General features: G+C 68.1%; 28 protein-coding genes. 14 read left to right on the top strand and 14 right to left on the bottom strand.

What is annotated here, in order from left to right:
• Positions 1-78: 78 nt before the first annotated feature.
• Positions 79-870, bottom strand: a complete 792-nt coding sequence (gene minC, locus FHW84_RS20185; RefSeq protein WP_167257785.1) for a septum site-determining protein MinC — start codon at positions 868-870, stop codon at positions 79-81.
• Positions 867-1,484, bottom strand: coding sequence for a GNAT family N-acetyltransferase (locus FHW84_RS20180; RefSeq protein ID WP_167257784.1), 618 nt, complete (start codon positions 1,482-1,484; stop codon positions 867-869). The genes minC and FHW84_RS20180 overlap by 4 nt, the downstream gene beginning before the upstream one ends.
• Positions 1,485-1,743: 259 nt before the next feature.
• Between FHW84_RS20180 and FHW84_RS20175 the strand changes: the two genes are divergently transcribed.
• The 7 genes from FHW84_RS20175 to FHW84_RS20145 all read left to right on the top strand — a co-directional run bounded on the left by FHW84_RS20175 (position 1,744) and on the right by FHW84_RS20145 (position 9,991).
• Positions 1,744-2,967, top strand: a complete 1,224-nt coding sequence (locus FHW84_RS20175) for a sensor histidine kinase (protein WP_167257783.1) — start codon at positions 1,744-1,746, stop codon at positions 2,965-2,967.
• Between the two features lie 121 nt (positions 2,968-3,088).
• Positions 3,089-3,730: a response regulator transcription factor gene (locus FHW84_RS20170; protein WP_026635939.1), complete on the top strand. Its 642-nt coding sequence runs from the start codon at positions 3,089-3,091 to the stop codon at positions 3,728-3,730.
• Between the two features lie 225 nt (positions 3,731-3,955).
• Positions 3,956-5,302, top strand: a complete 1,347-nt coding sequence (locus FHW84_RS20165) for a polyketide cyclase (RefSeq protein WP_167257782.1) — start codon at positions 3,956-3,958, stop codon at positions 5,300-5,302.
• 178 nt (positions 5,303-5,480) lie between these two features.
• Positions 5,481-6,434 carry an ABC transporter ATP-binding protein gene (locus tag FHW84_RS20160; protein WP_167257781.1) on the top strand — a complete coding sequence of 318 codons (954 nt, stop codon included), beginning with the start codon at positions 5,481-5,483 and terminating at the stop codon, positions 6,432-6,434.
• Complete coding sequence (locus FHW84_RS20155; protein WP_167257780.1) at positions 6,431-7,165, top strand: ABC transporter permease subunit; 735 nt, start codon at positions 6,431-6,433, stop codon at positions 7,163-7,165. Before FHW84_RS20160 ends, FHW84_RS20155 begins: the two co-directional genes overlap by 4 nt.
• A complete protein-coding gene (locus tag FHW84_RS20150) occupies positions 7,162-9,057 on the top strand; it encodes a GldG family protein (RefSeq protein WP_167257779.1) in 1,896 nt (631 codons plus the stop codon). Before FHW84_RS20155 ends, FHW84_RS20150 begins: the two co-directional genes overlap by 4 nt.
• Positions 9,058-9,136: 79 nt before the next feature.
• Positions 9,137-9,991 (top strand): cytochrome c oxidase assembly protein, encoded by an 855-nt coding sequence (locus tag FHW84_RS20145; protein WP_167257778.1) that lies wholly within the window; start codon positions 9,137-9,139, stop codon positions 9,989-9,991.
• A 62-nt stretch (positions 9,992-10,053) separates the two neighbouring features.
• Here the strand turns inward: FHW84_RS20145 and FHW84_RS20140 are convergent, their stop codons facing one another.
• Together FHW84_RS20140 and FHW84_RS20135 are read right to left on the bottom strand one after the other, a co-directional pair.
• Entirely contained in the window at positions 10,054-10,524 is a 471-nt protein-coding gene (locus tag FHW84_RS20140) for a copper chaperone PCu(A)C (protein WP_167257777.1), read from the bottom strand.
• The gene (locus FHW84_RS20135) at positions 10,521-11,138 is read right to left on the bottom strand and encodes an SCO family protein (RefSeq protein ID WP_167257776.1); all 618 of its coding nucleotides are present in this window, start codon (positions 11,136-11,138) and stop codon (positions 10,521-10,523) included. Before FHW84_RS20135 ends, FHW84_RS20140 begins: the two co-directional genes overlap by 4 nt.
• A gap of 72 nt (positions 11,139-11,210) precedes the next feature.
• Between FHW84_RS20135 and FHW84_RS20130 the strand changes: the two genes are divergently transcribed.
• The gene (locus FHW84_RS20130; RefSeq protein WP_167257775.1) at positions 11,211-11,588 is read left to right on the top strand and encodes a DUF423 domain-containing protein; all 378 of its coding nucleotides are present in this window, start codon (positions 11,211-11,213) and stop codon (positions 11,586-11,588) included.
• 5 nt (positions 11,589-11,593) lie between these two features.
• Here FHW84_RS20130 and FHW84_RS20125 read toward each other — a convergent pair whose 3' ends face one another.
• The 5 genes from FHW84_RS20125 to FHW84_RS20105 are packed head-to-tail and all read right to left on the bottom strand — an operon-like array spanning position 11,594 to position 15,484.
• Entirely contained in the window at positions 11,594-12,373 is a 780-nt protein-coding gene (locus FHW84_RS20125) for a CPBP family glutamic-type intramembrane protease (protein WP_167257774.1), read from the bottom strand.
• A 14-nt stretch (positions 12,374-12,387) separates the two neighbouring features.
• Positions 12,388-12,768, bottom strand: coding sequence for a DUF3887 domain-containing protein (locus FHW84_RS20120; protein ID WP_167257773.1), 381 nt, complete (start codon positions 12,766-12,768; stop codon positions 12,388-12,390).
• Positions 12,769-12,810: 42 nt separating this feature from the next.
• Positions 12,811-13,008 (bottom strand): Arc family DNA-binding protein, encoded by a 198-nt coding sequence (locus tag FHW84_RS20115; RefSeq protein WP_167257772.1) that lies wholly within the window; start codon positions 13,006-13,008, stop codon positions 12,811-12,813.
• An 11-nt stretch (positions 13,009-13,019) separates the two neighbouring features.
• Positions 13,020-13,892, bottom strand: coding sequence for an SPFH domain-containing protein (locus FHW84_RS20110; RefSeq protein WP_167257771.1), 873 nt, complete (start codon positions 13,890-13,892; stop codon positions 13,020-13,022).
• 59 nt (positions 13,893-13,951) lie between these two features.
• The gene (locus FHW84_RS20105) at positions 13,952-15,484 is read right to left on the bottom strand and encodes a transglutaminase-like domain-containing protein (protein ID WP_167257770.1); all 1,533 of its coding nucleotides are present in this window, start codon (positions 15,482-15,484) and stop codon (positions 13,952-13,954) included.
• A 247-nt stretch (positions 15,485-15,731) separates the two neighbouring features.
• Between FHW84_RS20105 and FHW84_RS20100 the strand changes: the two genes are divergently transcribed.
• Positions 15,732-17,246: an FMN-binding glutamate synthase family protein gene (locus FHW84_RS20100; RefSeq protein ID WP_167257769.1), complete on the top strand. Its 1,515-nt coding sequence runs from the start codon at positions 15,732-15,734 to the stop codon at positions 17,244-17,246.
• Positions 17,247-17,330: 84 nt separating this feature from the next.
• Here FHW84_RS20100 and FHW84_RS20095 read toward each other — a convergent pair whose 3' ends face one another.
• The 4 genes from FHW84_RS20095 to FHW84_RS20080 all read right to left on the bottom strand — a co-directional run bounded on the left by FHW84_RS20095 (position 17,331) and on the right by FHW84_RS20080 (position 20,065).
• Positions 17,331-18,035, bottom strand: a complete 705-nt coding sequence (locus FHW84_RS20095; RefSeq protein WP_167257768.1) for an arginyltransferase — start codon at positions 18,033-18,035, stop codon at positions 17,331-17,333.
• A gap of 102 nt (positions 18,036-18,137) precedes the next feature.
• A complete protein-coding gene (locus FHW84_RS20090; RefSeq protein ID WP_167257767.1) occupies positions 18,138-18,530 on the bottom strand; it encodes a hypothetical protein in 393 nt (130 codons plus the stop codon).
• Between the two features lie 22 nt (positions 18,531-18,552).
• Entirely contained in the window at positions 18,553-19,416 is an 864-nt protein-coding gene (gene tesB, locus FHW84_RS20085) for an acyl-CoA thioesterase II (protein ID WP_167257766.1), read from the bottom strand.
• A gap of 67 nt (positions 19,417-19,483) precedes the next feature.
• Positions 19,484-20,065 (bottom strand): N-acetylmuramoyl-L-alanine amidase, encoded by a 582-nt coding sequence (locus tag FHW84_RS20080; RefSeq protein ID WP_167257765.1) that lies wholly within the window; start codon positions 20,063-20,065, stop codon positions 19,484-19,486.
• A gap of 64 nt (positions 20,066-20,129) precedes the next feature.
• Here FHW84_RS20080 and FHW84_RS20075 point away from each other — a divergent pair, with 64 nt between their 5' ends.
• From FHW84_RS20075 to FHW84_RS20065, 3 genes are all read left to right on the top strand, one after another.
• Positions 20,130-20,702 carry an alpha/beta hydrolase gene (locus FHW84_RS20075; protein ID WP_167257764.1) on the top strand — a complete coding sequence of 191 codons (573 nt, stop codon included), beginning with the start codon at positions 20,130-20,132 and terminating at the stop codon, positions 20,700-20,702.
• Complete coding sequence (gene rlmKL / locus FHW84_RS20070) at positions 20,699-22,894, top strand: bifunctional 23S rRNA (guanine(2069)-N(7))-methyltransferase RlmK/23S rRNA (guanine(2445)-N(2))-methyltransferase RlmL (protein WP_167257763.1); 2,196 nt, start codon at positions 20,699-20,701, stop codon at positions 22,892-22,894. Before FHW84_RS20075 ends, rlmKL begins: the two co-directional genes overlap by 4 nt.
• Positions 22,895-23,038: 144 nt before the next feature.
• Positions 23,039-23,407 carry a hypothetical protein gene (locus tag FHW84_RS20065; RefSeq protein WP_167257762.1) on the top strand — a complete coding sequence of 123 codons (369 nt, stop codon included), beginning with the start codon at positions 23,039-23,041 and terminating at the stop codon, positions 23,405-23,407.
• Positions 23,408-23,473: 66 nt separating this feature from the next.
• On the opposite strand, the gene FHW84_RS20060 is transcribed toward FHW84_RS20065, so the two are convergent.
• Positions 23,474-23,920 (bottom strand): DUF6491 family protein, encoded by a 447-nt coding sequence (locus FHW84_RS20060; RefSeq protein WP_167257761.1) that lies wholly within the window; start codon positions 23,918-23,920, stop codon positions 23,474-23,476.
• Between the two features lie 236 nt (positions 23,921-24,156).
• Here FHW84_RS20060 and egtB point away from each other — a divergent pair, with 236 nt between their 5' ends.
• The gene (gene egtB / locus FHW84_RS20055) at positions 24,157-25,410 is read left to right on the top strand and encodes an ergothioneine biosynthesis protein EgtB (protein WP_343203631.1); all 1,254 of its coding nucleotides are present in this window, start codon (positions 24,157-24,159) and stop codon (positions 25,408-25,410) included.
• A 14-nt stretch (positions 25,411-25,424) separates the two neighbouring features.
• Positions 25,425-26,402, top strand: a complete 978-nt coding sequence (egtD, locus tag FHW84_RS20050) for an L-histidine N(alpha)-methyltransferase (RefSeq protein WP_167257760.1) — start codon at positions 25,425-25,427, stop codon at positions 26,400-26,402.
• Positions 26,403-26,623: the final 221 nt, after the last annotated feature.

Below are 26,623 nucleotides of genomic sequence, written 5' to 3'. Positions count from 1 at the left end.
TTCATCTCCCAGAATTTGTTTTTTGTAATGGTGTTGCGATTAGTAATGTCGCGATCGTTGCAGGCGGGCGATGCCGCGTCAAAGTTTCGCGATCAGCAGTTTTTCACCGTCGAGCCAGCATTGCACAGCCTGGCCTTCGAGGTCCTTCGGCAACTGTTCAAAGACGCGGTAGTGGCCGGCGATGGCCACCAGCTCCGCGCGGAAATCGGACACGTAGATGCGCGCCTTGGCATCGCCCTGGGCGCCTGCCATGGCGCGGCCGCGCAGGCCGCCGTAGATATGGATGCTGCCGTCGGCGATCACCTCGGCGCCGTTGGCCACGCCGCCGGTGACGATCAGGTCGCGGTCGCGCGCATAGACCTGCTGGCCCGAGCGCACGGTGCCGTCGTGGTACTGGCCGCCGGGCCCGGCGGGCGCCGGTTCCGCCTCGCGCGCGGCGGGGGCGGGTGCTGGCGCGGGAGCCGGAGCGGCGGCGGGCGCTGCCGGCGCCGGCGCGGCGGCCGGCGGGGCGATGCTGCCGCCGTCGGCGGGTTCGTAGGCGGCGCGGAACTTGGCCAGCAGCGGCAGGCCCATGCGGCGCGACAGCGCCTCGGTCTCGCTGGTGCCGTAGGCCAGGCCCACCGGCAGCATGCCGGCGCTGCGCACCGCTTCGAGCAGGGCGTCGACGATGCCGTCGTCGGGCAGGTTGAGCAGGTGGCTGAGGTCCAGGATCACCGCGGCGCGGGAAAACAGCTGCGGCGCGGCGCGCACGCGGCGCTCCAGTTCCTCGAACAGCGCGGCGGCGTCGGCACGGCGCACGCGCACGCTGGCAATACCGACCTGGCCGAAGCGCAGGTCGCAGACATCGGTGGTATCCATGCGGGCATTCACGGGCGCCGCTCTCCAGCGAGGCGGCGCTTGTCATTGTTATGGGTGGGGCGGGGACGCTCGGCCAGCCAGCTCACGTCGGGCAGGCCGCCGCGCTCCAGGTAGGTCTCGCGCACATAGGGGTAGCTGGGCAGTTCCTTGGCCAGCAGGCTGACCTGCGGACCTTCCTCGCCCATGCGCTGCTGGCCGACCTCCTGGAAGCCGTAGGTGCCGTGGAACAGCAGCACCTTGTCGTCGCGCGGCTCCAGGAACACCTCGCAGGTGAGCAGCGGCGCGCGCACCTCGGCGTAGCTGGTGACGTCGCAATAGAAGATGCGGCCCAGGCCGTGGCGGCGGTAGGCATTGGCGATGACGATGCGGTCGATATAGACGAACTGCGCGTAGCGCTCGCCGAACCACAGGTAATTGGTGCTGTCGTACCCGCCGCCCTCGCGCAGGGCGATCAGGAAACCGGCGATGTGGCCGTCGATTTCGGCCACGCGGAAATAATCGGCGTGGTCGTAGAAGTAACGCAGGTGCCCGGCGTCCAGGGCGAGGATGGTGCGCCCGGCGGCGTTGTTGAGCGCCAGCACGGCATCCAGGTCGTGCTCGCGCACGTCGCGGATGGCAAGGGCCATTCGTTGCTCCGCAATAGATGTTGCCAAAGAGATTGCTCGGGACAGACCGGCTGACGGCCCCACGTATCGGGGCGCATTATGGCACGGGGGCAGGGGGCGCACATATCACGGCGCACCATGTAAAACCTTTGTAAAGCGCACAGTGCGGTGGCCGCGGGCCTGCCTGCCATTGCTTCTGGCAGGCCATGGCTTCTGGCAGGGATGGGCCAGTGACTTCTCGCGCATTGCACCACCGGACCTCCGGCCTATGATGCTTCGCATGCGATGGTCCAACTTCAACCATATCCGGCTGCTGCGCCTGACCGGCCTGTTCGCCTATGTCTGCTCCGGCACGCCGCTGATCATCCAGTGGGCGGTCGAGCGCATGGACCGGCTGCACCAGCCCAATTTCGCCCTGCTGCTGTGGTCGCTCTTCTATCTGCTGTTCGGCGTGCTGTACCTGCTGCTGACCAGCAACCTGGGCTCGCGCCGCAACCTGGGGGCGCGCCTGGTCGGCCTGACCCTGATCACCGCCTCGGCCCTGGCCGTGGGCTGGTACAGCCACAGCGGCCTGTCGGCGATCCTGATGGTGGTGTCCTCGGTGATCCTGCCGTGGCTGCTGCCGTTCTGGCTCAGCGTGGCGTGGATCCTGCTGCAGTGCCTGGGCCTGGCCGTGCTGTTCTCGACCTTCCCGGAATTCAACTACAGCGTGACCCTGGCCCTGCTGCAGGCCTGCATCTATACGGGTTTCTCGGCGGTGGGCTTCGTCGCCTCGGTCATCGCCAGCCAGCAGGCCGAGGAGCGCGAGATGCAGCGCCGGCTCAATTCCGAGCTGCGCGCCACCCGCGCCCTGCTGGCCGAATCCACCCGCATCGCCGAGCGCATGCGCATCGCGCGCGACCTGCACGACCTGGTAGGCCATCACCTCACGGCCCTCACTTTGAACCTGGAAGTGGCCAGCCACCTGAGCAACCCCGCCGCGGCCGAGCACGTGCTCAAGGCCCAGGCCACCGCCAAGCACCTGCTGAGCGACGTGCGCGAGGTGGTCAGCGAGCTGCGCCAGGACGACGCCATCGACCTGACCCAGGCGCTGCGCAGCCTGGTCGAAGGCGTGCCGGGCCTGAACGTGCACGTGGAGACGCCGCCGCGCTTCAGCGTGGAAGACCCGCGCCGCGCCCAGGTGCTGCTGCGCGTGGCGCAGGAAATCATCACCAATACCGCCCGCCATGCCGGCGCGCGCAACCTGTGGCTGGACTTCTGCTACGACGAAGCCGGCGTGCTGCAGCTGCGTGCGCGCGACGACGGCCGCGGCGCCGACCAGTTCCGCCCCGGCAACGGCCTGTCGGGCATGCGCGAGCGGCTGGCGGAATTCGGCGGCACGGTCCAGGTGGACACCGCCGCCGGCCAGGGCTTCGCCCTCAACGTCAGCCTGCCGCTGGGCGAGGAATCGGCCCTGGCGCATGCGCCGACCCGCTTCGAGCCGCCCGCCCTGAGCGTGTCGTGAGTCCGCACCGCCTGCCTTCAGCCATGCCAGAATGGGCGGCCGGCCTGGAAGGCCGCGCCGCTGTCTATCCCGTCGTCCCCGGCGATGGCGCCGGGGAACGCAATCGCTCCGAGGAACCGCGATGATTTCCGTGTGTCTTGTCGACGACCAGAACCTGGTGCGCCAGGGCGTTCGCTCGCTGCTGGATCTGGCTGAGGACATCCGCGTCGTGGCCGAATGCGCCGACGGCGCCCAGGCCGTGCAGGACATCCCCCGCATCAAGCCCGACGTGGTGCTGCTGGACCTGCGCATGCCGAACATGAGCGGCCTGGAAGTGCTGCAGGCGCTGTCCGCCCGCAACGAACTGCCGCCGACCATCATCCTCACCACCTTCGACGACGACCAGCTGGTGCTGCAGGGCCTGAAGGCCGGCGCCCGCGGGTATCTGCTTAAAGATGTGTCGCTCGAACAGCTGGTGGAAGCGGTGCGCACCGTCGCCGCCGGCGGCTCGCTGGTGGCGCCGATGGTCACCCAGCGCCTGCTGGCCGGCGTCGGCCGCATGCAGAACCAGTTCACCAGCCTCGAGCAGCCGGATCCGCTGACCGAGCGCGAGACCGAAATCCTGCGCCTGCTGTCCGGCGGCTACAGCAACAAGGAGATCGCCAACTCCCTGAAGGTGGCGGAGGGCACGGTGAAGAACCACGTGTCCAACATCCTCTCCAAGCTCGGCGTGCGCGACCGTACCCGCGCCGTGCTCAAGGCGCTGGAACTGGGCATCGTCTAAGGCCCCGCGCAGGCTCCGGAAGGCCTGTTCCGGGGCCTTTCGGGGCGCCCTCCGGGGCGGATAGCGTTCCAGGCCATGAACCGGTACCATCGGTGGCTTCGGCGCTGGCCGACCCCTGTCACGAATGCGATTCCTTCGGGTTTTTCATAAGGAAGCGCATCCGTGCCGGACCGGTCTCCGGCGACGCACTCGTGCCGCCAAGAGAGATGTTCGGAGAGCCCTGGAATGATGCGTGTTCTTGAATTCATTGTTGCCCTAGTCATCGTCGTCGTGGTCGGCGTCGTGGTGGGCGTGATCATGCCTGGCAGTGGCCATGTGGAGAGGTCGCTGGTGGTCGGCAAGGACATGCGTCAGGTGTACGACGTGCTCGCCAATTTCCGCCGCTACCCCGATTTCACGGTGCAGCGCAAATACGACCGCAATACCCAGTTCACCTTCTCCGGCAAGGCCTATGGCCCGGGCGCGGAGCTGAGCTGGAGCAGCAACGACGACAAGGTGGGCAAGGGCAAGCTGACCGTTGCCACCGCCGAGCCGTCGTTCGACAAGATCGACTCGACCGCCAAGTCCGCCAAGATCGTCTGGAACCTGGACAACGACTGGCGCGGCCAGGACAAGCACTTCACGCTGGACCTGGATCGCCAGGGCAGCCGCGGCCAGCTGACCAAGATCACCTGGTCGTATGACGTGGCCTACGGCTTCAACCTGATCGACCGCTACTCGAACCTGTACATCCACGGCGACCCGGATGCCTTCATCCAGTTCAGCCTGAACGACCTGCAGAACGTGCTGGCCTCGGTGCAGAACATCGACTACGGCAAGCTGGTTCCCTACATCGAGCAGACCCAGCCCACGCCGATGCTGCTGGTGTCCAGCTCGATCGAGCGCAAGGGCGGCCTCGAGGCGCTGAACGAAGCGACCGACAAGGCCGAGGCCCAGCTGCAGGCCGCCGCCAAGAAGCTGGGCGTGACCGTGACCGGTCCGCGCGTCATCTTCACCACCAACTACGGCGACCAGACCTACACCTTCGACGTGGGCCTGCCGATCAGCGCCACCAGCCTGACGGTCAATGGCCAGAGCCACGAGCTGGCCGCCGCCAAGGCGCCGGACCTCACCGCTCCCGCCAGCAGCGGCACCGCTGCCGCGCCGGCCAGCGACAACACCCCCGGCAACACCGACCGCTTCGGCCGCCTGATCGTCGACAACGACGTGCGCGGCGTGCTCGCCTTCGGCGGCCCGGCGCTCAAGGGCATCTGGAACGGTACCGCCGCCGGCGTGCCGCAGACCCGCGACATGCTGAAGGCCTACTCGCAGACCCACGGCTACAAGTTCGACGAAGTGGTCAACCGCCCGTACGACATCCTGGTCAAGCCGGAAGTGAAGCAGGGCGACCAGGTCACCAGCTACGCGCAGTTCGCCATCTACCTGCCGCTGACCGGCGACGCCCCGGAGAAGACCCCGGAGCAGGAAGCCAACCTGCAGCCGCCGTCGCTGGACGCGGGCGCCTCGGAGGCTCCGGCCTCGTCGGGCACCGCTGCCGCTCCGGCCTCGGCCGCCAGCGCCGGCCAGCAGTAAGCCTCAGCGCTGCGCAAGATCGGAAAGGCCCTTCGTTCGCGAAGGGCCTTTTTCTTTGCGCGAGGTTTTTTGCGCAGGCGTGGCGGCGCGAACTTTTCCGCTTCGATGGGGTACATTGCTTCGTCGCTGCGCCGCCCGGGCCCACGACCATTCCGCCGTTTTTCCTTCCGCTCCGGACATGATCGAAACCGAACAGCTCACCCGTCGCTACGGCACGCTCACCGCGGTCGACGCGCTCAGCTTCCGCGCCGAACCGGGACAGGTGCTGGGCCTGCTCGGTCCCAACGGCGCCGGCAAATCCACCGTGATGCGCATGATCGCCGGCTTCCTGCGGCCCACCGCGGGCACCGCGCGCGTATGCGGCCACGACGTGCGCAAGGAATCGCTCAAGGCCAAGCGCGCGCTCGGCTACCTGCCCGAAGGCGCGCCCAGCTACGGCGAGCTGACGGTGCGCGAATTCCTCACCTTCATCGTGCGCTCGCGCGGTCTCCCGGCCGACCAGGGCTTCCGGCGCTTCGAGGAAGTGGTCGGCCATCTGCAACTGGAGGAAGTGCTCGACACCTGCATCGAGACCTTGTCCAAGGGCCTGCGCCGCCGCGTCGGCCTGGCCCAGGCGATCGTGCACAACCCGCCGGTACTGATGCTGGACGAACCCACCGACGGTCTGGACCCGAACCAGAAGCACGCCGTGCGCCAGCTGATCGACACCATGGCGCGCGAGCGCACCATCCTGATTTCCACCCACCTGCTGGAAGAAGTCCACGCGCTGTGCAACCGCGTGGTGATCATCGCCAACGGCCGCCTGCTCGCCGACGCCACGCCAGCGGAACTGGAAGCGCGCTCGCGCTATCACGGCGCGGTGTCCTTCAGCGCGCCGGGCAGCGGCGTGTCGCAGGAGATGCTGGGGCGCCTGCCGCAGGTGGCCTCGATCGAAGTGGATCCGCTGGACGGCCGCATCACCGTGTTTCCGCGGCCGGGCGAACGCATCCTGGAACCGGTGGAATCGCTGCTGCGCCAGCAGGGGCTGGAGGTGTCGGAAATCCAGCTCGAACGCGGCCGCCTGGACGAAGTGTTCCGCCAGATCACCACCGGCCAGTCCAGGCCCGGGCCCGTGCGCGAGGCCGGCGCATGAGTCCCGTGATGGCGGTCGCGCGCCGCGAACTGCGCAGCTTCTTCGTCACGCCGGTGGCTTATGTCTTCCTGGTGATCTTCCTGGTGCTGGCCGGCATCCTCACGTTCTATGCCGGCGATTTCTACGACCGCGGCCAGGCCGACCTGCAGCCGTTCTTCGTGATGCATCCGTGGCTGTACCTGCTGCTGGCGCCGGCGGTGTCGATGCGCATGTGGGCGGAAGAGGCCAAGGGCGGCACGCTGGAGCTGCTGCTCAGCCTGCCGATGACGCTGGCGCAGGCCATGCTGGGCAAGTTCCTGGCCGCGTGGTTCTTCATGGGCATCGGCCTGCTGCTGACCTTCCCGATCTGGATCACGGTGAACTACCTGGGTTCGCCCGACAACGGCGTGATCGTCGCCGGCTATCTCGGCAGCTGGCTGATGGCCGGCTCCTTCCTCGCCATCGGCGCCTGCCTGTCGGCGCTGACGCAGAGCCAGGTGGTGGCCTTCATCCTCACCATGGTGGTGTGCTTCCTGCTGCTGCTCGCGGGCCAGCCGCAGGTACTGGATTTCCTGCAGGGCTCGGTGCCGCGGCGCCTGCTCAACGGCGTGGCGCACCTGAGCCTGCTGCGCCACTTCGAGGCGATCGCGCGCGGCGTGCTGGACGTGCGCGACGTGCTGTACTTCGTGCTGTGCATCGCCTCCTGGCTCACCGCCGGCGTGCTGGTGCTCGACCTGAAGCGCACGCCATGAGCCTGCTGCGTCCCACTTTTTCCCGCCGCGTGCGCGTGATCGGCCTGCTGATCCTGCTGGTGGCCGTATCGGTGACCCTGGCCGTGGCCGGCAGCCGCTGGATGCGCGCCACGCGCTTCGACCTCACCTCGGACCGCCTCTACACCCTCACGCCCGGCACCGTGCGCATCGTGGACAAGCTGCGCGCGCCGCTGCGGCTCACACTGTATTTCTCCGAGCACTCCACCCGCGACCTGCCGCAGCTGCGCAGCTACGAGCAGCGCGTGCGCGAGCTGCTGCAGGAAATGGTGGCGCGCTCGCACGGCCGCCTGCGCCTGCAGGTGGTGGACCCGGTGCCGTATTCGGACGACGAAGCCGCCGCCGAAGGCAGCGGGTTGAGTCCGCTGAGCGGCGGCACCAACGGCGAGCGCGTGTTCTTCGGCCTGGTCGGCACCACCTTGGCGGGCCTGCAAGACGGCGAGGCCGACACCGAGACGCGTCCCGGCGCCAAGAACCTGGCCATCCCGCTGTTCGATCCGGGCCGCGAGACCTTTCTCGAATACGACGTGGCCAAGCTGTTGTACGAGCTCAACGAGCCGGCCAAGCCGCATATCGGCGTGATCAGCAGCCTGCCGGTGCAGGGCAATCCGGTGCTGGGCGAAGAACCGTGGACGGTGATCCGCCAGCTTGGCCAGCTGTTCGAAGTGAAGTCGCTGGACCCGAACAAGCTCGATCGCGTGGGCGACGACATCCAGGTGCTGCTGCTGATCCATCCCAAGCACCTGTCCGACGCCGCGCTGTATGCGATCGACCAGTACGTGCTGCGCGGCGGCCACCTGGTGGCCTTCGTCGATCCATATTCGGAACTGGACACTACGCCCTTCGTCGACAGCAACGGCGTGATCGACGACCACGACTCCGACCTGCAGCGCCTGTTCGAGGCCTGGGGCGTGCAGTTCGATCCGCAGAAAGTGGTGCTGGACCGCTCGCGCGCGCTGCGCATCGAGCTGGCCGACAACAGCGCGGCCAACCATCCGGCCATGCTCGGCCTCACCGGCCAGGAGCTCAACCACGGCGACGTGACCACGGCGAGCCTGCAGCGCATCAATCTGTCCAGTGTGGGTTACCTGGATCTCTCGCCCAAGGCCACCACGCGCCTGCTGCCGCTGATGCAGACCACCACCGACGCCGAAGTGGTGCCGGCGCAGCGCGTGCGCGAAGCCACCACCGACCCCAATGCCCTGCTGGACGGCTACAAGGCCGACAACACCCGCTACGTGGTGGCCGGGCGCGTGCGCGGCAGCTTCCCCTCGGCTTTCCCGGAGCGCGCCAAGCAGCCGGGCTTTATCGCGCAGGCCAATGCCGAAGTGATCCTGGTGGCCGATACCGACCTGCTCACCGACCGCCTGTGGGTGTCGTACTCGCAGAGCCTGCTCGGGCCGCTGCAGCTGAGCGCACTGGCCAACAACGGCGACTTCGTCACCAACCTGGCGGACAACCTCAGCGGCTCCTCCGAGCTGCTGTCGATCCATGGCCGCACCAGCTCGCAGCGCCCGTTCACCCGCGTGCTGGCGCTGCAGGCGGCGGCGGACCAGAAGTTCCTGGCCAAGAAGCAGGAGCTGCAGCGCGAGCTGGCCGTCACCCGCAGCCGCTTGTCCGAGCTGCAGCCGGCCAAGGCCGCGCGCGGCGACAACGCCGGCACCGAGCAGCGCGCGGAGATCGAGCAGTTCCTGCAGCGGCAGCTGGCGATCAACAAGGAGCTGCGCGACGTGCAGCACCAGCTCAACGCCGAGATCGACGCGCTGGGCCTGCGCCTGAAGTTCCTCAATATCGTGCTGGTGCCGGCCCTGGTCACGCTGTTCGGCCTGGCCTACGGCTGGCGGCGCTCGCGCCGTAACCGGCGCCGCGCATGATGCGGGCATCTGCCGCAGTCCCGCCGGCAAGGGGCGGGACTATGCTTGACGCCTGCCGTGCGCCGGGATCCGAACCGCGATGATGTCCAGCCTGCTCAAGTGGATCGTGCCCTGGGAGTTCTCCTGGGTCTTTCTGCTGAGCTTCCTGGCGATCTGCGCGCTGTATCTGCGCGGCAGCCGTCGCCTGCCGGTGAGCTTCAGCCGCAGGCTCTCGTTCTGGACCGGCATGGCCATCGTCTACGTGTCGCTGCACACGTACTTCGATTACTACGCCGAGCACGAATTCTTCATGCATCGCATCCAGCAGGTGCTGCTGCATCATCTGGCGCCGCTGCTGCTGGTGGCTTCGTATCCGGGCACGGTGCTGCGCGCGGGCCTGCCGCTGGCGTGGCGCGCGCGTGCGCTGCGGCCGCTGGAGCGTTCCTGGCCGTGGCGCGCGGTGACCGGCGTGCTGCTCAATCCGGCGGTGGCCACGGTGCTGTTCGTCGGCTTCATCCTGATCTGGCTGATCCCGGCGATGCAGACGCTGGCGATGCTGGACTGGCGCATCTACCGCTTCATGAACTGGTCGATGATGCTCAGCGGGCTGAGCTACTGGTGGCTGGTGCTGGACCACCGTCCGCGTCCGCCGGGGCGGATGACGCCCGGCGTGCGCGTGCTGTCGCCGGCCATCACCATGAGCCCGCAGATTCTCGCCGGCGCCATCGTCACTTTTTCCAAGAGCGATCTTTATCCGATCTTCGAGATCTGCGGCCGCGCCTTTACCTTCAACGTGCTGACGGGTCAGCTGGTGGGCGGCGTGATCATGTGGGTGCCGGCGGCCCTGATCGAATCGATCGGCGGCCTGCTGGCGCTGCGGCAGTGGGTGCGCCTGTCGCGCAACGGGCGGATCAAGTCCAAGCGGCAGCTGCAACTCGAGCGTAGGTTGGGGTGATAACCCCAACCATGCGGTGCCCATGCAGATGAGCGATGTTGGGGTTGCCACCCCAACCTAGGTCAGTGGTGGTGCATTTCCGGCATCTCGCCACCATCCACCGTATTCGCCGGCTTCGCCTCGAACTCCGTATCCAGCGTGCTGCCATCGGCGAAGCGCAGGGTGACGCGCACCTTGTCGCCCACCTTCACCGGTGCGGCTGCCTTCATCAGCATCAGGTGATAGCCGCCGGGCGACAGCGCCGCCTTGCCATGCGCGGGAATCGGCAGCGCGTCGACGCTTTCCATGCGGCCCATGCCGGTGTCGGTGCTGCTCTTGTGCAGCATCACATCGGCATAGGCCGGGCTGCTGGCCGAGCGCAGCGACACGGGACGGTCGCCATGATTTTCCAGCACCACATAGCCGCCGGCGGGCAGGGCGCCGGGCATCACGCGGATCCAGCCGCGGCTCGCCGCGACATGCTCGGCGTCGCCGGCACTGGCCGCGCCCGCGAACAGCAGGCCGGCGAGCAGGAAAGCGCAGCGTGCGTTCATGGCTTGGCTCCGGGGTCGAGCAGCAGATGCAGGTCGTGGACCAGGTCGTCCTGGGCGTCGGCGGCAGTGGAGAGCAGGCGCGCCTTGCCATCGCGGTCGAACAGATAGATGGCCGAGCTGTGGCTCACTTCGTACTGGCCGTCGGCCTTGTCCGGTTCGCGCGTGTACGCGGAGCGATAGCGCTTGCTCAGCGCCTCCAGCGCGCGCGGTTCGCCGGACAGGCCCACGGCGCGCGGATCGAAGGCGTTGACGTAGGCGTGCATCACGTCGGGTGTGTCGCGCGCGGGGTCGACGCTGACGAACAGGATGCGCGCGCCGTCGGCGAGCGGACCCAGGCGCTGCATCACCACGTGCAGCTGCGCGAGCGTGAGCGGGCATACGTCGGGGCAATGGGTGTAGCCGAAGTACAGCAGCACCACCTTGCCGCGGTAGTCGGCGCCGGTGACCGGCTTGCCGTGGTCGTCGACCAGCTTGAAGTCCAGGTCCGGCATATGGCCGGTGACATTGGTGAGCTTCCACGGCAGCTCGTCGCTGCGCTGGCAACCGGCCAGCAGCAGCGCAGCAAGCAGCAGGGGGAGCAGGAACAGGCTGCGGACGAGGCGTCGGGGCTTCATGCGAGAATCCTGGATCGGCATCGCGCCAGCATACGACACCGGCACGGCCGCCAGCCCGAGGACGCCTTTCCCATGCGACAAAGTGTCAGTTCCGCCGCCGGCCTGCTGGCCGGTTTCGCCGGCGCCAGCGCGGTGATCCTCGGTGCGTTCGGCGCGCACGCCTTGCGCGGCGTGCTGGACGAACGCGGCACCGAGTTGTGGCATACGGCCGTGAACTACCACGTGTGGCATGCGCTGGCCTTGTGCCTGGCGCTGTTCGTGCTCGACGCACCGCACCGGCGCCGCGCGGTGATCGCCTTCGCCATCGGCATCGTGCTGTTCAGCGGCAGCCTGTATGCGCTGGCGCTGGGCGCGCCGCGCTGGTTCGGCGCGATCACGCCGCTGGGCGGCGTGGCTTTTATCGCGGGATGGTTGCTGCTGGGCTGGGGTGCCGCGAAACGCAGTGGCTGAGGGTGTCAGGCCAGCGCTGCCAGCACCAGTTGCGAGCCGACGTGCAACACGAAATCTCCGGCGAAGTGCGCGACCATCGCGTGTTCCAGTCCGTATTTCCAGAACAGCCAGCCGCAGGGCAGGCCCACGATCAGATTGGGCAGCACGATGCGGACGATGGCCAGCGGGCTGCCGGCCATGCCGAGGCTGACGGCGGCAGGAAGATGCAGGGCGCCGAACAGCAAGGCCGCAACTACGATGGCGACGATGAACATCCATGGCCGTACGCCGCCACCCAGGCGCGCCATCAGCCACACCAGCAGGCTCATGGTGAACAGGCGGCACATGATCTCTTCGGTGATGCCGCCCTGGAACATCGCCAGTGCGCCGCGCCATGCCCAGTCCAGCATCTGCGCCGCGGATGGATGGCCGAGCTGCTGCCAGTCGGTGGTGATGGCGATGGTGGGCAGGGCGCTGAGGATGCCCAGCAGGATCGCCCACCACCACCGCTGCGGTGACCGCGGCGGCGGCTGGCGATAGACCCAGGCGCGCAGCCAGGGCGCGGTCAAGCCGTAGCGCTCGCCGAACCACAATCCGAGCCAGGCAAAGATGAAGCTGGGTGGGCCGTACTGAAGCAGTACCAACCCCGCTACGGTGAGGTGCGACATGTGCGCGCCGCCACGCTGCAGCGGCATCAGCACGCCGAATACGTAGGGCAGCAGCGCGAGCGTTGCGATGACCGCTGCCAACCCCAGCAGCAAGGCCAGCTTCAAGCGTGGTAGCGGTGCAGCGGGCAGGGCGGTCATGGCGATGTCCTCGCTCAGTGATGCGGTTGGATAAAGAACCCGGCCACCTTGCCTTGCGCATCGCAGGTGACCTTGGAGTCGATCGTGCTCTGGCCGTAATGCAGCGGCGTGAGCACGACGGTGAGATCGCCGGCCGGCACCACGGTCGCCGCGTCGCGCGCCCCGCGCTCGCCGAACTGCTGCGCCACCGCCGGCCAGATCTGGCCGAGTTTTTCCGGCAGCAGCCTGGCCTTCATGGTGTCGTTGAAATCGCCGGTGGCGCCGGCGTAGTCGCCTTTGTCGAGCGCGTCGAGCAGATGCGCCGAGGCGGTTTCGCACGGCGATTCGGCACGCGCGCCCGCCGCGGCGGACAAGCAGATACCCAGGCAGACGATGACTGCCAGCGACTTCTTCATGGTGCGGTTCCCCTGTTCCTGTCGGTGTCGGATTGCGTGGATTTACGTGGGATCGTCCTGATCGTCCGCCACCGGCGCGGCCTGGCCGGCCTTGAGGCGTCCGCTCTTGCGCAGCGCTTCGCGCAGTACGTATTCGATCTGCGCGTTGACGCTGCGCAAGTCGTCGTCGGCCCAGCGCTGCATCGCCTCCAGCACGGCGGGGCTGATGCGCAGCGGATAGGCTTTCTTTTCGGCCGGCACGCGCGACTCGCTCAGCCGCCGTAGAGCGTGCCGGCGTTGACCACCGGCTGCGTGGCGCGGTCGCCGCACAGCACCACCAGCAGGTTGCTGACCATGGCCGCCTTGCGCTCTTCGTCCAGTTCCACCACGCCCTGCTGGCGCAGGCTGTCCAGCGCCATGGCGACCATGCCGACGGCGCCTTCGACGATGCGTCCGCGCGCCGCCACGATGGCGCTGGCCTGCTGGCGCTGCAGCATGGCCTGGGCGATTTCCTGGGCGTAGGCGAGGTGGCTGATGCGCGACTCGATCACGCTGACGCCGGCCTTGTCCAGGCGCGCCTGGATCTCGTCGCGCAGATGGTTGTTGATCACTTCGCCGTGGCTGCGCAGCGAGGGCTTGCCGTCGTCGTGCGCGTCGTAGGGGTAGTTCTGCGCCATCTGGCGCAGCGCTGACTCGCTCTGGATATGCACGAAGTTCTCGTAGTCGTCGACCTGGAACACCGCCTCGGCCGTATCCACCACCTGCCACACCACCACCGCGGCGATCTCGATCGGATTGCCGTCGCTGTCGTTGACCTTGAGCTTGCCGCTCTCGAAGTTGCGCACGCGCAGCGAGACGCGCCGGCGGGTGAAGAACGGATTGGTCCAGCGCAGCCCTTCCGTGCGCACCGTGCCGGCGTACTTGCCGAACAGCTGCATGACCTGGCCTTCGTTCGGCGCGACCTGGAAGAAGCCCTTCAGCAGGAACGCGGTGAACACCAGCACGACCACGCCGCCGAAGAAGCCGGCCAGCGGCGGCTGGTGGCCGGCCGAGCTGAGTACCAGCCAGATGCCGAAGGCGCCCAGCAGCAGGCAGAAACCGACGAACGGGATACCGGCAAGCGAAAAACCCTGACGCTCATTCATGGTGATACCTCCCTTGGATGGGAGGTATCTGATATCAAAATGATGTCACTTGCAAGTGCCTAGTGGCTGCCACCGCCCCCGTTGCCCACCGGGGCGGCCGGTGCCGCCACCACCGGGGCCGTGCTCATGAACTCCCACGAGGGCATCACGTCGACGATCTGCATGGCGTTGAACAGGTTGGTGACGGCGAAGAAATGCCAGGGGTCGCCGTCGCCGGTGTCCAGCGCGATATGCGTGCTGTCGAAGCGGCGCAGCGCCGCGTCGTAGCTTTGCCAGCGCCCGTCCACCCAGGCCTGCACCCATTCGTGCGGCACGAACACGCGCGAGGTGCTGGCGTAGCGGTCGGCGTAGACCATGCCGGTGACTACCCGCGCCGGAATGCCCTGGGCGCGCGCCATCGCGGCCAGCAGCACGGCGTATTCGGTGCAGTCGCCCTGGCGCGTGTTCACCACTTCCAGCGCCGAGGCGTAGCCGATGTCCAGGCCGTGCTGGGTGATGTAGTGGCTGACGAAGCTGCGCAGCCGGCGCATCTTCTGCCGGTTGTCGACCGCGGTGCCGACGGCTTCGGCGGCCAGCGCGCGGATCGCCGGCGCGTCGGATTGCAGCCAGTCGTTGGCGCGCAGGTCCTCCGGCTGCGGCGGCGCCTGGCCGCCGGCGTAGGCGTTGCCGATGTCGATCTGCCAGTCGTGGCCGCCCAGGTGCAGCACGCGCTGTTCGTCGGTGTTGATGATCGGCGCGGCGATGTCGCCTTCGATGGTCAGCCGGTAGCGCAGGAAGGAATCGCGCAGGTTCGGCGTGAGCGGCCGCGGCGAATCGACCATGGCGGCGCGGAACATGTCCACGTCCTGCTCCGGCGCCAGCGCGCAGGCCTGGTCGCAGGCGATCATTTCCAGCTGCCGTCCGAGCATCGAGATGATGCCCTTGCGGGCGCGGCCCTGGCTGTCCAGCCACAGGTCCAGGATCTGGTCGCCGCGGTCCTGGTGCAGGCGCTGGCGCTGGTGGCTGAGCGTCTCGGTGCCGCCGGGCAGGTCGACCGGCTCGTTGCCCATCACTTCCACCGCCACGTCCATCACCTGCTGGGTGGCGGGGTCGAACATCGCCATGCGGTAGCGCAGCCCCGGCTGCTTCGCGGCGTCGAGCATGGTGCGGCGCTGGGCGTCGTTGAGCAGGGCCTGGCCCGGCCAGGGGATATAGGCGTAGCGCGTGGCGCCGCCCACCGTGGTGGTGATGCGGAACGAGCCGTCGGCCTGGCGCTCGCCGTTCACCGTGCTGTCCATGGCGGACATCGAGGTGCGGGTGGCAAAGCCCAGCGGCTGGCCGGCGGTGCTTTCCACGCTGCGGATCATGTTGCTCAGCGGGATGCTCTTGCCGCTGCGGTTGAGCAGGATCGACAGTGTCTGGGTGGTGGTCACCGTGCCTTGCGCGGTGGCGCGGTCGATGCGCAGGTGGCCGATCTTGCGGCCGCCCAGCAGGACGCTCATCCAGGTGGTGTCGGCGGAGTTGCCGGGCGCGCTGTCGGCGGCCATGGTCCCGGCGACGGGACACGGCAACAGCAACAGCACCAGCAATAGCTTGGCGGTCTTCAGTCGCATATGCGTATCCGTGGGGACGGCTTGGATGACAGTGAATGCCGACTTAAGGCTGTCGTCAATGCGCAATGCAGCGAGACCGGAAATGGGCTGGGACAAGGCTTGCGGGGCGCTTACGGGCGGCGCGGCTTTTTGCGTTTCCGGGCCGGTGGCCGGAAGCGTTTTTCCGCCCGGCGATTGTGCGAGGATCGGCGGATTCAACCAACCCGACAGTGCGGCGCCGGCCGCACCAACCCGGCAGGGAGCAGGCATGCAGTCCTCGGCATTTGCGCATTGGCTGGTAGTGATCGTGGAGACCTTCGCGGCGCTGTTCCTGCTGCTGCTGGCGATCGGCGTGATGGTGGTGCTGGTGGTGTGGCTGGTGGACCGCAACCAGACCTCCAACTCGGTGTTGCGCAACTTCCCGGTGATCGGCCACTTCCGCTACTGGTTCCTGCACCTGGGCGAATTCTTCCGCCAGTACCTGTATTCCAGCGACCGCGAGGAAATGCCGTTCAACCGCGCGCAGCGCATGTGGGTGTACCGCGCGGCCAAGGACGTGGAAAACACCAACGCCTTCGGCTCCACCCGCGACCTGCACGCCGAAGGCCTGCCGTTCTTCGTCAATGCGCCGTTCCCCTCGCTGGGCCAGAGCCACGTCGTGCCCAAGCCGATCACGCTCGGCCCGTATGCGCGCGAGCCGTACAGCCATTCCTCGTTCTTCAACATCTCGGCGATGAGCTTCGGCGCGCTGTCCGCGCCGGCGGTGCGCGCGCTGTCGATCGGCGCGGCCAAGGCCGGCATCTGGATGGATACCGGCGAGGGCGGACTGGCGCCGTACCATCTGGAAGGCGGCTGCGACATCGTGTTCGAGATCGGCACCGCCAAGTACGGCGTGCGCACGCCGGAGGGCAAGCTGGACGACCAGAAGCTGCTGGACATCTGCAGGCACCCGCAGGTGAAGATGGTCAGCATCAAGCTGGGCCAGGGCGCCAAGCCCGGCATGGGCGGCCTGCTGCCGGGCGCCAAGGTGACGCCGGAGATCGCGGCGATCCGCGGCATCGCGGTGGGCGAGGACTCGCAAAGCCCCAACCGCCACCTCGACATCGGCAACGTGCGCGAGCTGATGGATGCGATCGCGCATATCCGCGAACTCACCGGCAAGCCCACCGGCTTCAAGGCGGTGTTCGGCGGCATGGAATGGATCGGCGAGCTGTGCGAGGAGGTGCGCCGCCGCGGCATCGAGAGCGCGCCGGACTTCATCATCGTCGATGGCTCCGAAGGCGGCACCGGCGCCGCGCCGCAGACCCTGATGGAAGGCGTCGGCCTGCCGCTGCGCGAAGCGCTGCCGGCGCTGATCAACACGCTGATCACGCAAGGCCTGCGCGAGCGCATCAAGGTGATCTGCTCGGGCAAGTGCATCACCGCCTACGACGTGGCGTGGGCGTTGTCGATGGGCGCGGACTTCGTCAATTCGGCGCGCGGCTTCATGCTGGCGCTGGGCTGCATCCAGTCGCTGCAGTGCAACCGCAATTCCTGTCCCACCGGCATCACCACGCAGAACCCCAAGCTGCAGCGCGGCCTGGTGGTGACCGACAAGAGCGAGCGCGTCTATCACTACGCCACCAACGTGATGCGCGAGGTCGGCATCATCGCGCACAGCTGCGGCGTGGAAGAGCCGCGCGAACTGGACCGCACGCATTGCCGCGTGATGGGCGACGACGGCATCTCGGTGCCGCTGGTGAAGCTGTTTCCGTATCCGGAGGGCTACGTCCCGCAGGCGTAGGTTGGGGTGAGCCGCAGGCGAACCCCAACGATACGATGCGTTAGAGCGTGGCGATGTTGGGGTTCGCCTGCGGCTCACCCCAACCTACGGCATGTCCACCCAGCCGTCGACGGTGCGGATCTGCAGCGGCTGGAAGTGGCGCTTGTAGTCCATCTTCGGATGGCCTTCGATCCAGAAGCCCAGGTAGATCCACGGAATGCCGCGGCGGCGCGCCAGTTCCACCTGCTGCAGGATGGCGAAGGTGCCCAGGCTGCGCTCGGTCTCGTCCGGCTCGAAGAAGGTATAGACCGCCGACAGGCCGTGCAGCGACACGTCGGTCACCGCCACGCCGAGCAGGCGCGGGCCCTGGCGCAGTTCCAGGAACAGGGTGGGGCTCCACGGCGCGGTAAGGAAGCGGCGGAAGTCGCTGGCGTCGGCCTCGTCCATGCCGCCGCCGGGATGGCGCTGGCGCAGGTAGCGCTCGTACAGCGCGTGGCGCTCGCTGTTGTAGCCGGCCATGGATTCCACCACCTGCAGGTCGGCATTGCGCTTCAGGCAGCGCCGCTGCGAGCGGCTGGGGCGGAAGCGTTCCACGTCGATGCGGCAGGGCGTGCAGGCCCGGCAGCTGCTGCAGTAGGGGAAGTACAGATGCCCGCCGGCGCGGCGGAAGCCGCGTTCCAGCGCCGGCCCGTACAGCTGGTCCAGGTGCGGGGCCGCCGGATCGATCACCAGGTTCTGCGCCGTGCGGTCGGGGAAATACCCGCAGGCGTGGGGCAGGGTCTGGAAGAGGCGGACGCGATCGGAGCGCATGGCAGATTCTACGTCCGAGGCGGCTTGCCGTGACAAGCGTCTCAAATCCGCTGCACCGGGCCCGTCCATACGGTGTAGGACGGTGCCTAGGCCGCTACCGGGTCAGATCACCCCCATGTAGCGCAGCATCACCACCACGAAGGCGCCGGCCACCGCCAGCATCACGATCCGGCGCACCCGGTTGGCGACGCTGCCGCGGCGCGCCTCGGGGCTGGGGTTGCGGGCCAGGGCCAGTTCCTCGGCGTGGCGGATCACCGGTTCGATGCCCAGCTCGCGCAGCAGGGTGCGGGCGCGGGTGTAGTCGTCGGCCTTGCTGATCCAGACCTGTTCCCAGCGGTCGCGGTTTTCCTTGCGCTGGGAGTAGCTGAAGCGCTCGTAGCTTCGCTTGTTCCAGTTGGAGCGGTTCTCGATCGAGCATTCGATGCCGTGCTCGCCGAGCATGGCGGCGACGCGGTCGATGTTTTCGGGACGGGGCGAGGTATAGATCTGGCGCATGGGGCGATGTTACTCCGTCGGCTCAGGGGCGCAGCCGGATCAGGCCTTCCTGCGCGGTCGAGGCCACCAGCCGCCCGTCGCGGCTGAAGATCTGCCCGCGCGCCAGCCCGCGCGCGCCCTGCGCGGTGGGGCTGTCGAACGAATACAGCAGCCACTCGTCCACGCGGAACGGGCGGTGGAACCACAGCGCGTGGTCCAGGCTGGCCATCTGCACGTTGTGCGTGTAGTACGAAATGCCGTGCGGCAGGGTGGCGGTGCCGATCAGGTTGAAGTCCGAGGCGTAGGCGAGCAGGGCGCGGTGCAGCACGTCCGAATCGCCCACCGGCGCGGCCACGCGGAACCAGATGTGCTGGTAGGGCGGGCGCTTGCTCGGGTGCAGCTTGTCCTGCGGCCACACGTGGCGGAATTCGATCGGCGCTTCCAGGCCCAGCCAGCGCTGCAGTTTCTCCGGCAGCTTGGCCAGCTTGTCCGGCGGCAGCGGCTGCATCGGCGCGATGTCTTCCGGCGCCGGCACTTCGGGCATGGCGGTCTGGTGCTCGAAGCCGGTTTCCTCGATCTGGAACGAGATCGAGCCGTTGAGGATGGGCTGGCCGTGCTGGATCGCCACCACCCGGCGCGAGGAGAACGTGCCGCCGTCGCGCGTGCGCTCCACGCTGTAGACGATCGGCGCGTCGATATCGCCGGCGCGCAGGAAATAGGCGTGCAGCGAATGTGCCGCCCGCGAGCCGTCGACCGTCTGCTGCGCGGCCGACAGCGCCTGGCCCAGCACCTGCCCGCCGAACACGAAGCGCGTGCCGATGTCGCGGCTCTGGCCGCGGAACAGGTTGTCTTCCAGGCGTTCGAGCTGCAGCAGGTCGACCAGCTCGCGGACGTGGTTTTCCGTCATGTCTAAGCAATCCAAGGGGGAATCGGGCCGGCGGCCCGCGCCGTGAATTATAGCCGCGCCGGGCCCTTCACCCCTTCCCCCTTAACTCCTGGACCGGCCGCGCCGGCAGGCGGTGCAGGCCGCTGCCGGCCAGCACCTGGTCCCAGGGGAACATCGGACCGGGGTCGAGCTTGCGCGGCACTTCGCGGCCGGGGTCGTCGCTGGCCGGCAGGCGGGCCAGGTCGAGGTCCTCGTGGCCGGCGATATCGCGCAGCCGGGGGAATTCGCTGCGCAGCTGGGCCAGCAGGGCGCGCAGGGCGTCGATCTGGGCGGCCGGGTAGGGTTCGGTCATGGTCTGGTTGCCGGCGTGCCACCAGTCCGGATAGCGGCCCCGGTTGACCAGCTCGATCCCGATCGAATGCGGATTGAAGCCGCGCACGTGGTGCGCCACGCGGGTGCCGGGCACGTAGCGCCAGGTCGAGCCGTCGCGGTCGATGTAGTAGTGGCCGCTGTTGCCGGTGCCGCTGTCGTGCACGATGCGCTCGCCGTATTCGCGGGCGGTGGCCAGATCCGGCAGTTCGGTGCAGTGGATGACCACCAGTTCGACGGCGTCGGCGGGGCGTTCGGGGAGGAGATCGACGTACGGAAGAAAGTGGTCGCGGATGTTCATGCCGGCGAGTCTCGCATGCGGCCCGGTATCATGGGCGCCTTGTACCTGCTCGTTGGAGACCGCGATGCGCGGCCAGATCATTCTTTCCCACGGTTCGGATTCCGGCCCGGATGCCACCAAGGTCAGCGCGCTGGCCGCCATCGCCGAATCGCTGGGCTGGTCCACGCAGCGGCCCGATTACCGCGAAGACGACCACCACGGCTACGCCGCCTCGGTGGCGCCGCGGGTGGCGCGCCTGCGCGCGGCCATCGACGCGCTGGAGGCGCCGCCGGTGCTGGTCGGCTCCAGCATGGGCGCGTTCGCTTCGGGCCTGGCTTCGCTGGAGCGGCCGGTGGCCGGCCTGTTCCTGCTGGCCACGCCGGTGGCCATTCCCGGCTACCAGGCGGCCTTCGACCTGCGCCAGGACGTGCCGACGCTGCTGATCCACGGCTGGCACGACGAACTGTGCCCGCTGGACGACCTGCACGACTTCGCCCGCCGCCGCAGCCTGCCGCTGCTGGTGCTGGACGGCGACCACCGCCTGAGCTCCAGCGTCGACACCATCGGCGCGCAGTTCCGCCTGTTCCTCGACGGTCTGACCCTCGGCAGCCCGACCCTCGACAGCGCGTCCCTCGACCGCATGGCGGGCGTCCAGTGAGCGCCTACTTCGCCACCTGCCCCAAGGGCCTGGAATACCTGCTGCGCGACGAACTGGCCGCGCTGGGCGCCGAAGACGTGCGCGAGGCGCTGGCCGGCGTGTACTTCTCCGGCCCGCTGGAGATCGCCTACCGCGCCTGCCTGTGGTCGCGCCTGGCCAGCCGCGTGCTGCTGCCGCTGGCGGAATTCGACGCGGCGGACGGCGACGCGCTGTACGCCGGCGTGGAAGCCATCGACTGGTCGAAACACCTGGCCGCTCACGGCACCCTGGCGGTGGAGGCGGTGACCGCGCAGAGCAAGCTCACCCACAGCCAGTTCATCGCGCTGCGCGTGAAGGACGCCGTGGTCGACCAGTTCCGCCAACGCGACGGCTCGCGTCCGGACGTGGATACGGACGAACCCGACGTGCGCATCCACCTGCGCCTGCGCCGCGACCGCGCCACGCTGTCGCTGGACCTCGCCGGCGCGCCGCTGCACCGCCGCGGCTGGCGCGAAATGCAGGGCGACGCGCCGCTGAAGGAAAACCTCGCCGCCGCGATGCTGGTCCGCGCCGGCTGGCCCGCCATGTATGCGCAGGGCGGCGCGCTGCTCGATCCGATGTGCGGCTCCGGCACTTTGCTGATCGAAGGCGCGCTGATGGCCGCCGACGTGGCGCCGGGCCTGCGCCGCGAATATTTCGGTTTCCTCGGCTGGCTCGGCCACGACATCGCGGTGTGGCGCAGCTTGCTGGAAGAAGCGCGCACCCGCGCCGAAACCGGCCTGCGCACGCTGCGCCCGTGCTTCTTCGGCAGCGACTCCGACCCGCGCATGGTGCAGACCGCCAAGCGCAACGCGCAGGAGGCCGGCGTGGCCGGTTTCCTCACCCTGGACCGCCACGATGCGCTGCACGTGGCGCCACCGCCCGGCTATGAGCGTGGCCTGGTCATCACCAATCCGCCCTACGGCGAGCGCCTGGGCGCGCGCGAGGCGATGCCCAAGCTGTACCGCGCGCTGGGCGAAACGCTGAAGCAGCGCTTCGCCGGCTGGCATGCCGCCGTGCTGGCCGGCGATGCCGAACTGGGCCAGGCCATTCCGCTGCGCGCGAACAAGAAATACGCGCTGTACAACGGCGCGCTGGAAACCGTGCTGCTGCTGTTCGAGCTGCGCGCGGCCGGCGACACGCCGCGCGAAGCCAAGCCGCTGTCGGCCGGCGCGCAGATGCTGAAGAACCGCCTGGAGAAGAACGTCCGCCATCTGCGCAAGCGGCTGGAACGCGAAGCCATCCATTGCTGGCGCGCCTACGACCAGGACCTGCCGGAATACGCGGCGGCCATCGACGTCTACGGCGACGCCAAGGGCGGCCAGTGGCTGCACGTGCAGGAATACCGCGCGCCGGCCGACATTCCCGCCGAGACCGCGCGGCTGCGCCTGCGCGAGATCGTGCGCGTGGCCGGCGAAGTGTTCGGCGTGCCGCGCGATCGCGTGGCGCTGAAGACGCGCGAGCGCGGCAAGGGCGGTTCCAAGTACGGGCAGTTCGACCAGCGCGGCGAGTTCGTCCCGGTGGAGGAGGGCGGCCTGCAGTTCCTGGTCAATCTCACCGACTACCTGGATACCGGACTGTTCCTGGACCACCGCCTGGTCCGCGCGCGCCTGCGCGAGCTGGCCGAGGGGCGGCGCTTCCTGAACCTGTTCGCTTATACCGCCACCGCCAGCGTCTACGCGGCGGCGGGCGGGGCGCGCGACACCACCAGCGTGGATCTGTCCGGCACTTATCTGGACTGGGCTTCGCGCAATCTCGCCCTGAACGGATTCACCGGGACGAAGCACCGGCTGATGCAGGCCGACGCGATGGAGTTCCTGCGCCACGAACGCGAGCGTTACGGGCTGATCTACGTCGATCCGCCGACCTTCTCCAATTCCAAGCGGGCCGACGACTTCGACGTGCAGCGCGACCATGCCCGCCTGCTGCTGGCCTGCGCGGACCGGCTGGCGGGCGACGGGGTGATCGTGTTCTCCAACAATTTCCGCCGCTTCACGCTGGATCGCGCGGCGCTGGAAGAGCGCTTCGAGATCGAGGACTGGAGCGCTGCCAGCATCCCGTTCGACTTCGCCCGCCGGGCCGATATCCACGGCTGCTGGGTGCTGCGCCTGCGCGCCGAAGAGTCGCCCTGGGGCGACAGCGTGCGGCATATTCACAACCGGGGTAAACGCTAGGAAAACGGGGTGAAAATGCTCAGTCCGGATTCAGCCCTCCGGCCCGAGCATGAGCACCGGCAGACAACGCCGGAACGGCCCTCCGCACCACCCTTTCCCGGACCGCCCGCACCGTTGCCGCCGCTCTCTCGGAGACCGAAAGCCATGAACAAGTCGAAGCCTTCCAGCCTCAAGCGCGTGGTCCTTGCCGCCGCCGTGCTGCTGGGTTGCGCGGCCGCCGCCCCGTCCTTCGCCCGCAGCCACGTCAGCGTGGGTATCGGCGTCAATCTGCCGGGTGTCAGCATCGGCTACTCCGACGGCTACCGCGGTCACTATCGCCACCCGTATTACGGCGGCGGCTATTACGCCGGTGGTTACTACGCGCCGCCTGTCTACTATCGTCCGGCCCCGCGCGTGGTGTATTACGACGAACCGGTGGTGGTGGAACGTCCGGTGTACGTGCGCCGCGTGTACGAAGAGCGCGGCTACTACAGCGACGGCTATCGCACCAGCCGCTATTACGACGGCGATTGATTCCGCCGCGATGCGCAAAAAGAGAGCCCGGCTTAAGCCGGGCTCTTTCGTTTCATGGCGCGTCCGTCATGGCCGCGTCGGCGGCGTGCCGCCGTTGCTGAGGAAGCCGTGCTGCGACGCGTGCTTTTCCAGCTTCTCGAATTTCGCCTTGTCGATCTTGCTCACCGACTGGATCGCGCAGGGCGGCTGGTCGCGCGAGATCACGCTTTCGCCCACCTCGCCGCAGACCGCGCCCAGGCCGGCCGCGCGGTTGGAGTCGTTGGCGCGGAACAGCAATTGCTGGCCGATGCCTAAGCGCGGGCAGTCGGCGGTGAGCTTGACCAGGTAGCGGTCCGGACCGGTGCGTGCGATCACGGTGCGGTTGTCCACGACATACCATTCGTTGACGCGATCCGGACGCAGGCATTCGCTGACCGGACGCATCGGCTGGCGCTCGGGTGCCGGACCGTCGGCATGAGCCATGCCGGTGGCGGTGGTCATCGCAAGCAGCAACATGGCGGTGACGGTTTTCATAGGGGTACCTCTAGGGGTGACAGTGCTGCCCGTTGCCGGGGCCCTTGCCTGGTGAAACCACCGACGTCGTGCGCGCGCATTTGAGCGCCGCCCGGCCGCCGCGTGTCAAGCCTTTGCCATCGCCGGATCACGGAAATTGAACGGTTGCTACGGCAAGGTATCTGGATGCGGGTCCTCGAGTCGCCAAGCCCTTCCTATAACGTTCGACGGGGCATTTCGTTGCAACGGAGGCCCGCGTGAGCCTGTCGGATCTCGCCTCGCGCGCCGAGTCGCTGGCGCAGCGCTTCCATCGCGTGCGCAGCCGCACCCTCGGCTTGTCGGCCGGCCTCAGCGCCGAGGACATGATGGTGCAGTCGATGCCCGACGCCAGTCCGGCCAAATGGCATCTGGCGCACACCACGTGGTTCTTCGAGCAGTTCCTGCTCGCCCGCGATCCGGCCTGGCATCCGCCGCATCCCGAGTGGCACTACCTGCTCAACTCCTACTACCAGACGGTAGGCCCGATGCATGCGCGTCCGCGCCGCGGCCTGCTGTCGCGTCCCAGCCTGGACGAGGTGCTGGACTATCGCCGGCGCATCGAAGACGCGGTGGCGCAGCGCATCGAATCCGGCCTCGACGCCGCAGGCGCAGCCATCGTCGAACTCGGCCTGCAGCACGAACAGCAGCATCAGGAACTGCTGCTCACCGACATTCAGCACGCGCTGTGGTGCAACCCGCTGCATCCGGCCTACGACGCAGCGCTGCCGTCCGCGCAACACCGTGTGCCCGCCGAATCGATGCGCTACATCGACGGCCGCGAGGGCATCGTCGAGATCGGCCACGACGGCCATGGCTTTTCCTTCGACAACGAAGGCCCGCGGCACCGCACCCTGCTGCAGGCGCATGCGCTTGCCAACCGCCCGGTGACGAACGAGGAATTCCGCCTGTTCGTGCAGGACGGCGGCTATCGCGAACCCGCGCTGTGGCTTTCCGATGGCTGGGCCACGGTGCAGGCGGAAGGCTGGCAGCATCCGCTGTACTGGCAGGACGACCTCGACAGCGCCTACGGCCTCGGCGGCATCCGTGCGCTCGATCCCGCCGCGCCGGTGTCCCAGCTCAGCTATTTCGAAGCCGACGCGTTCGCGCGCTGGGCCGGCGCGCGCCTGCCCAGCGAAGCGGAATGGGAAAGCGCGGCCTCCACCCAACCGGTGCACGGCAACCTGCTCGACGAGCGCGCGCAAGCGCCGCGCGCCGCCAGCGGCGAAGGCCTGCTGCAGATGTACGGCGACGTGTGGGAATGGACCGCCTCGCCTTACGTCAGCTATCCCGGCTTCCAGCCGTTGCCCGGTGCGCTGGGCGAATACAACGGCAAGTTCATGAACGCCCAATGGGTGCTGCGCGGCGGCTCCTGCGCCACGCCGCGCGAGCATATCCGCGCCAGCTACCGCAACTTTTTCCCCGCCCAGGCGCGCTGGCAGTTCGCCGGCCTGCGCCTGGCACGCGACCGGTAAGCGAGACAACAACAATGAGCCTGCAAGCCCTGGAACCCCGCGACGACGACCGTCGCCCACCCGCCAGCGAACTGCTGGAAATCGTGCAGCGCGGATTGCGCGCGCAGCCCAAGCGCCTGCCGTCCTGGCTGTTCTACGACGAGCGCGGCAGTGAGTTGTTCGAGCAGATCTGCGAGCAGCCGGAGTACTACCTCACCCGCGCCGAGATCGCCCTGCTCGAAGCGCATGCCGGCGACATCGCCCGCACGCTGGGGCCGGACGTGCGCCTGGTCGAATACGGCAGCGGCAATGCGGTGAAGACGCGCCAGCTGCTGGAGCACCTGGTCTCGCCGGTGTGCTACGTGCCGGTGGAAATCGCCTCCGAAGCGCTGGCCGCCAGTGTGCAGCGCCTGTCCGCGCGTTTCCCGTCGCTGCCGATGCAGCCGCTGCATGCCGACTTCACCCGCCCGCTGCGCCTGCCGATCCCGCCGCGCGCGCCGCGCCGCACGGTCATCTACTTCCCCGGTTCCACCATCGGCAATTTCGAGCAGCGCGAAGCGATCCAGCTCCTGCGCACCATGCGCGACGAAATGGGCGAGGCCGGCGGCGTGCTGATCGGCGTGGACCTGAAGAAGGACGCCGCGCGCATCGAGGCTGCCTACAACGACGAGGCCGGCGTCACCGCCGAGTTCACCCTCAATATGCTGGCACGCCTCAACCGCGAGCTGGGCAGCGATTTCCGCCTCGACGCATATCGCCACCGCGCGCATTACAACCCGCTGGCCGGGCGCATCGAGACGCACATCATCAGTACCTGCGAGCAGAAGGTGCGGGTGGGGCGGATGCTGGCGAGTTTCGGCGAGGACGAGGCGATGCTGGTGGAGTACAGCTGCAAGTATTCGCCGGAGGATTTCGCCGCGATGGCGCATAAGGCGGGGCTTGAGGTGGCCAAGGTTTGGCTGGATCCGGAGGAGTTGTTCTCCGTGCAGTATCTGGTGCGTCGCGCTGGCTGATTTGATCTGGTTTTCGCGGTGGCGCTATTTGGGCGCTTATGCAGTGGGCATTTTGGGTTGCTCGCTATTTCGGCGTAGGGCGGGATTCTTTTGCGGGATCGCCTGGTTTTTGCGGTGACGCGACCTGGCCGCTTATGCAGCGGGCATTCCGGACGCCTGCCGGCGCCCGGGTCACTTTCTCTTTGCTGGCCCAAAGAGAAAGTAACCAAAGAGAAATGGCC

The organism is Dyella sp. SG562, from assembly GCF_011759495.1.
GTDB classification, from domain to species: domain Bacteria; phylum Pseudomonadota; class Gammaproteobacteria; order Xanthomonadales; family Rhodanobacteraceae; genus Dyella_D; species Dyella_D marensis.
Note: the sequence above shows the minus strand (reverse complement) of the source record. Positions and strands in the feature narration are given on the sequence as shown.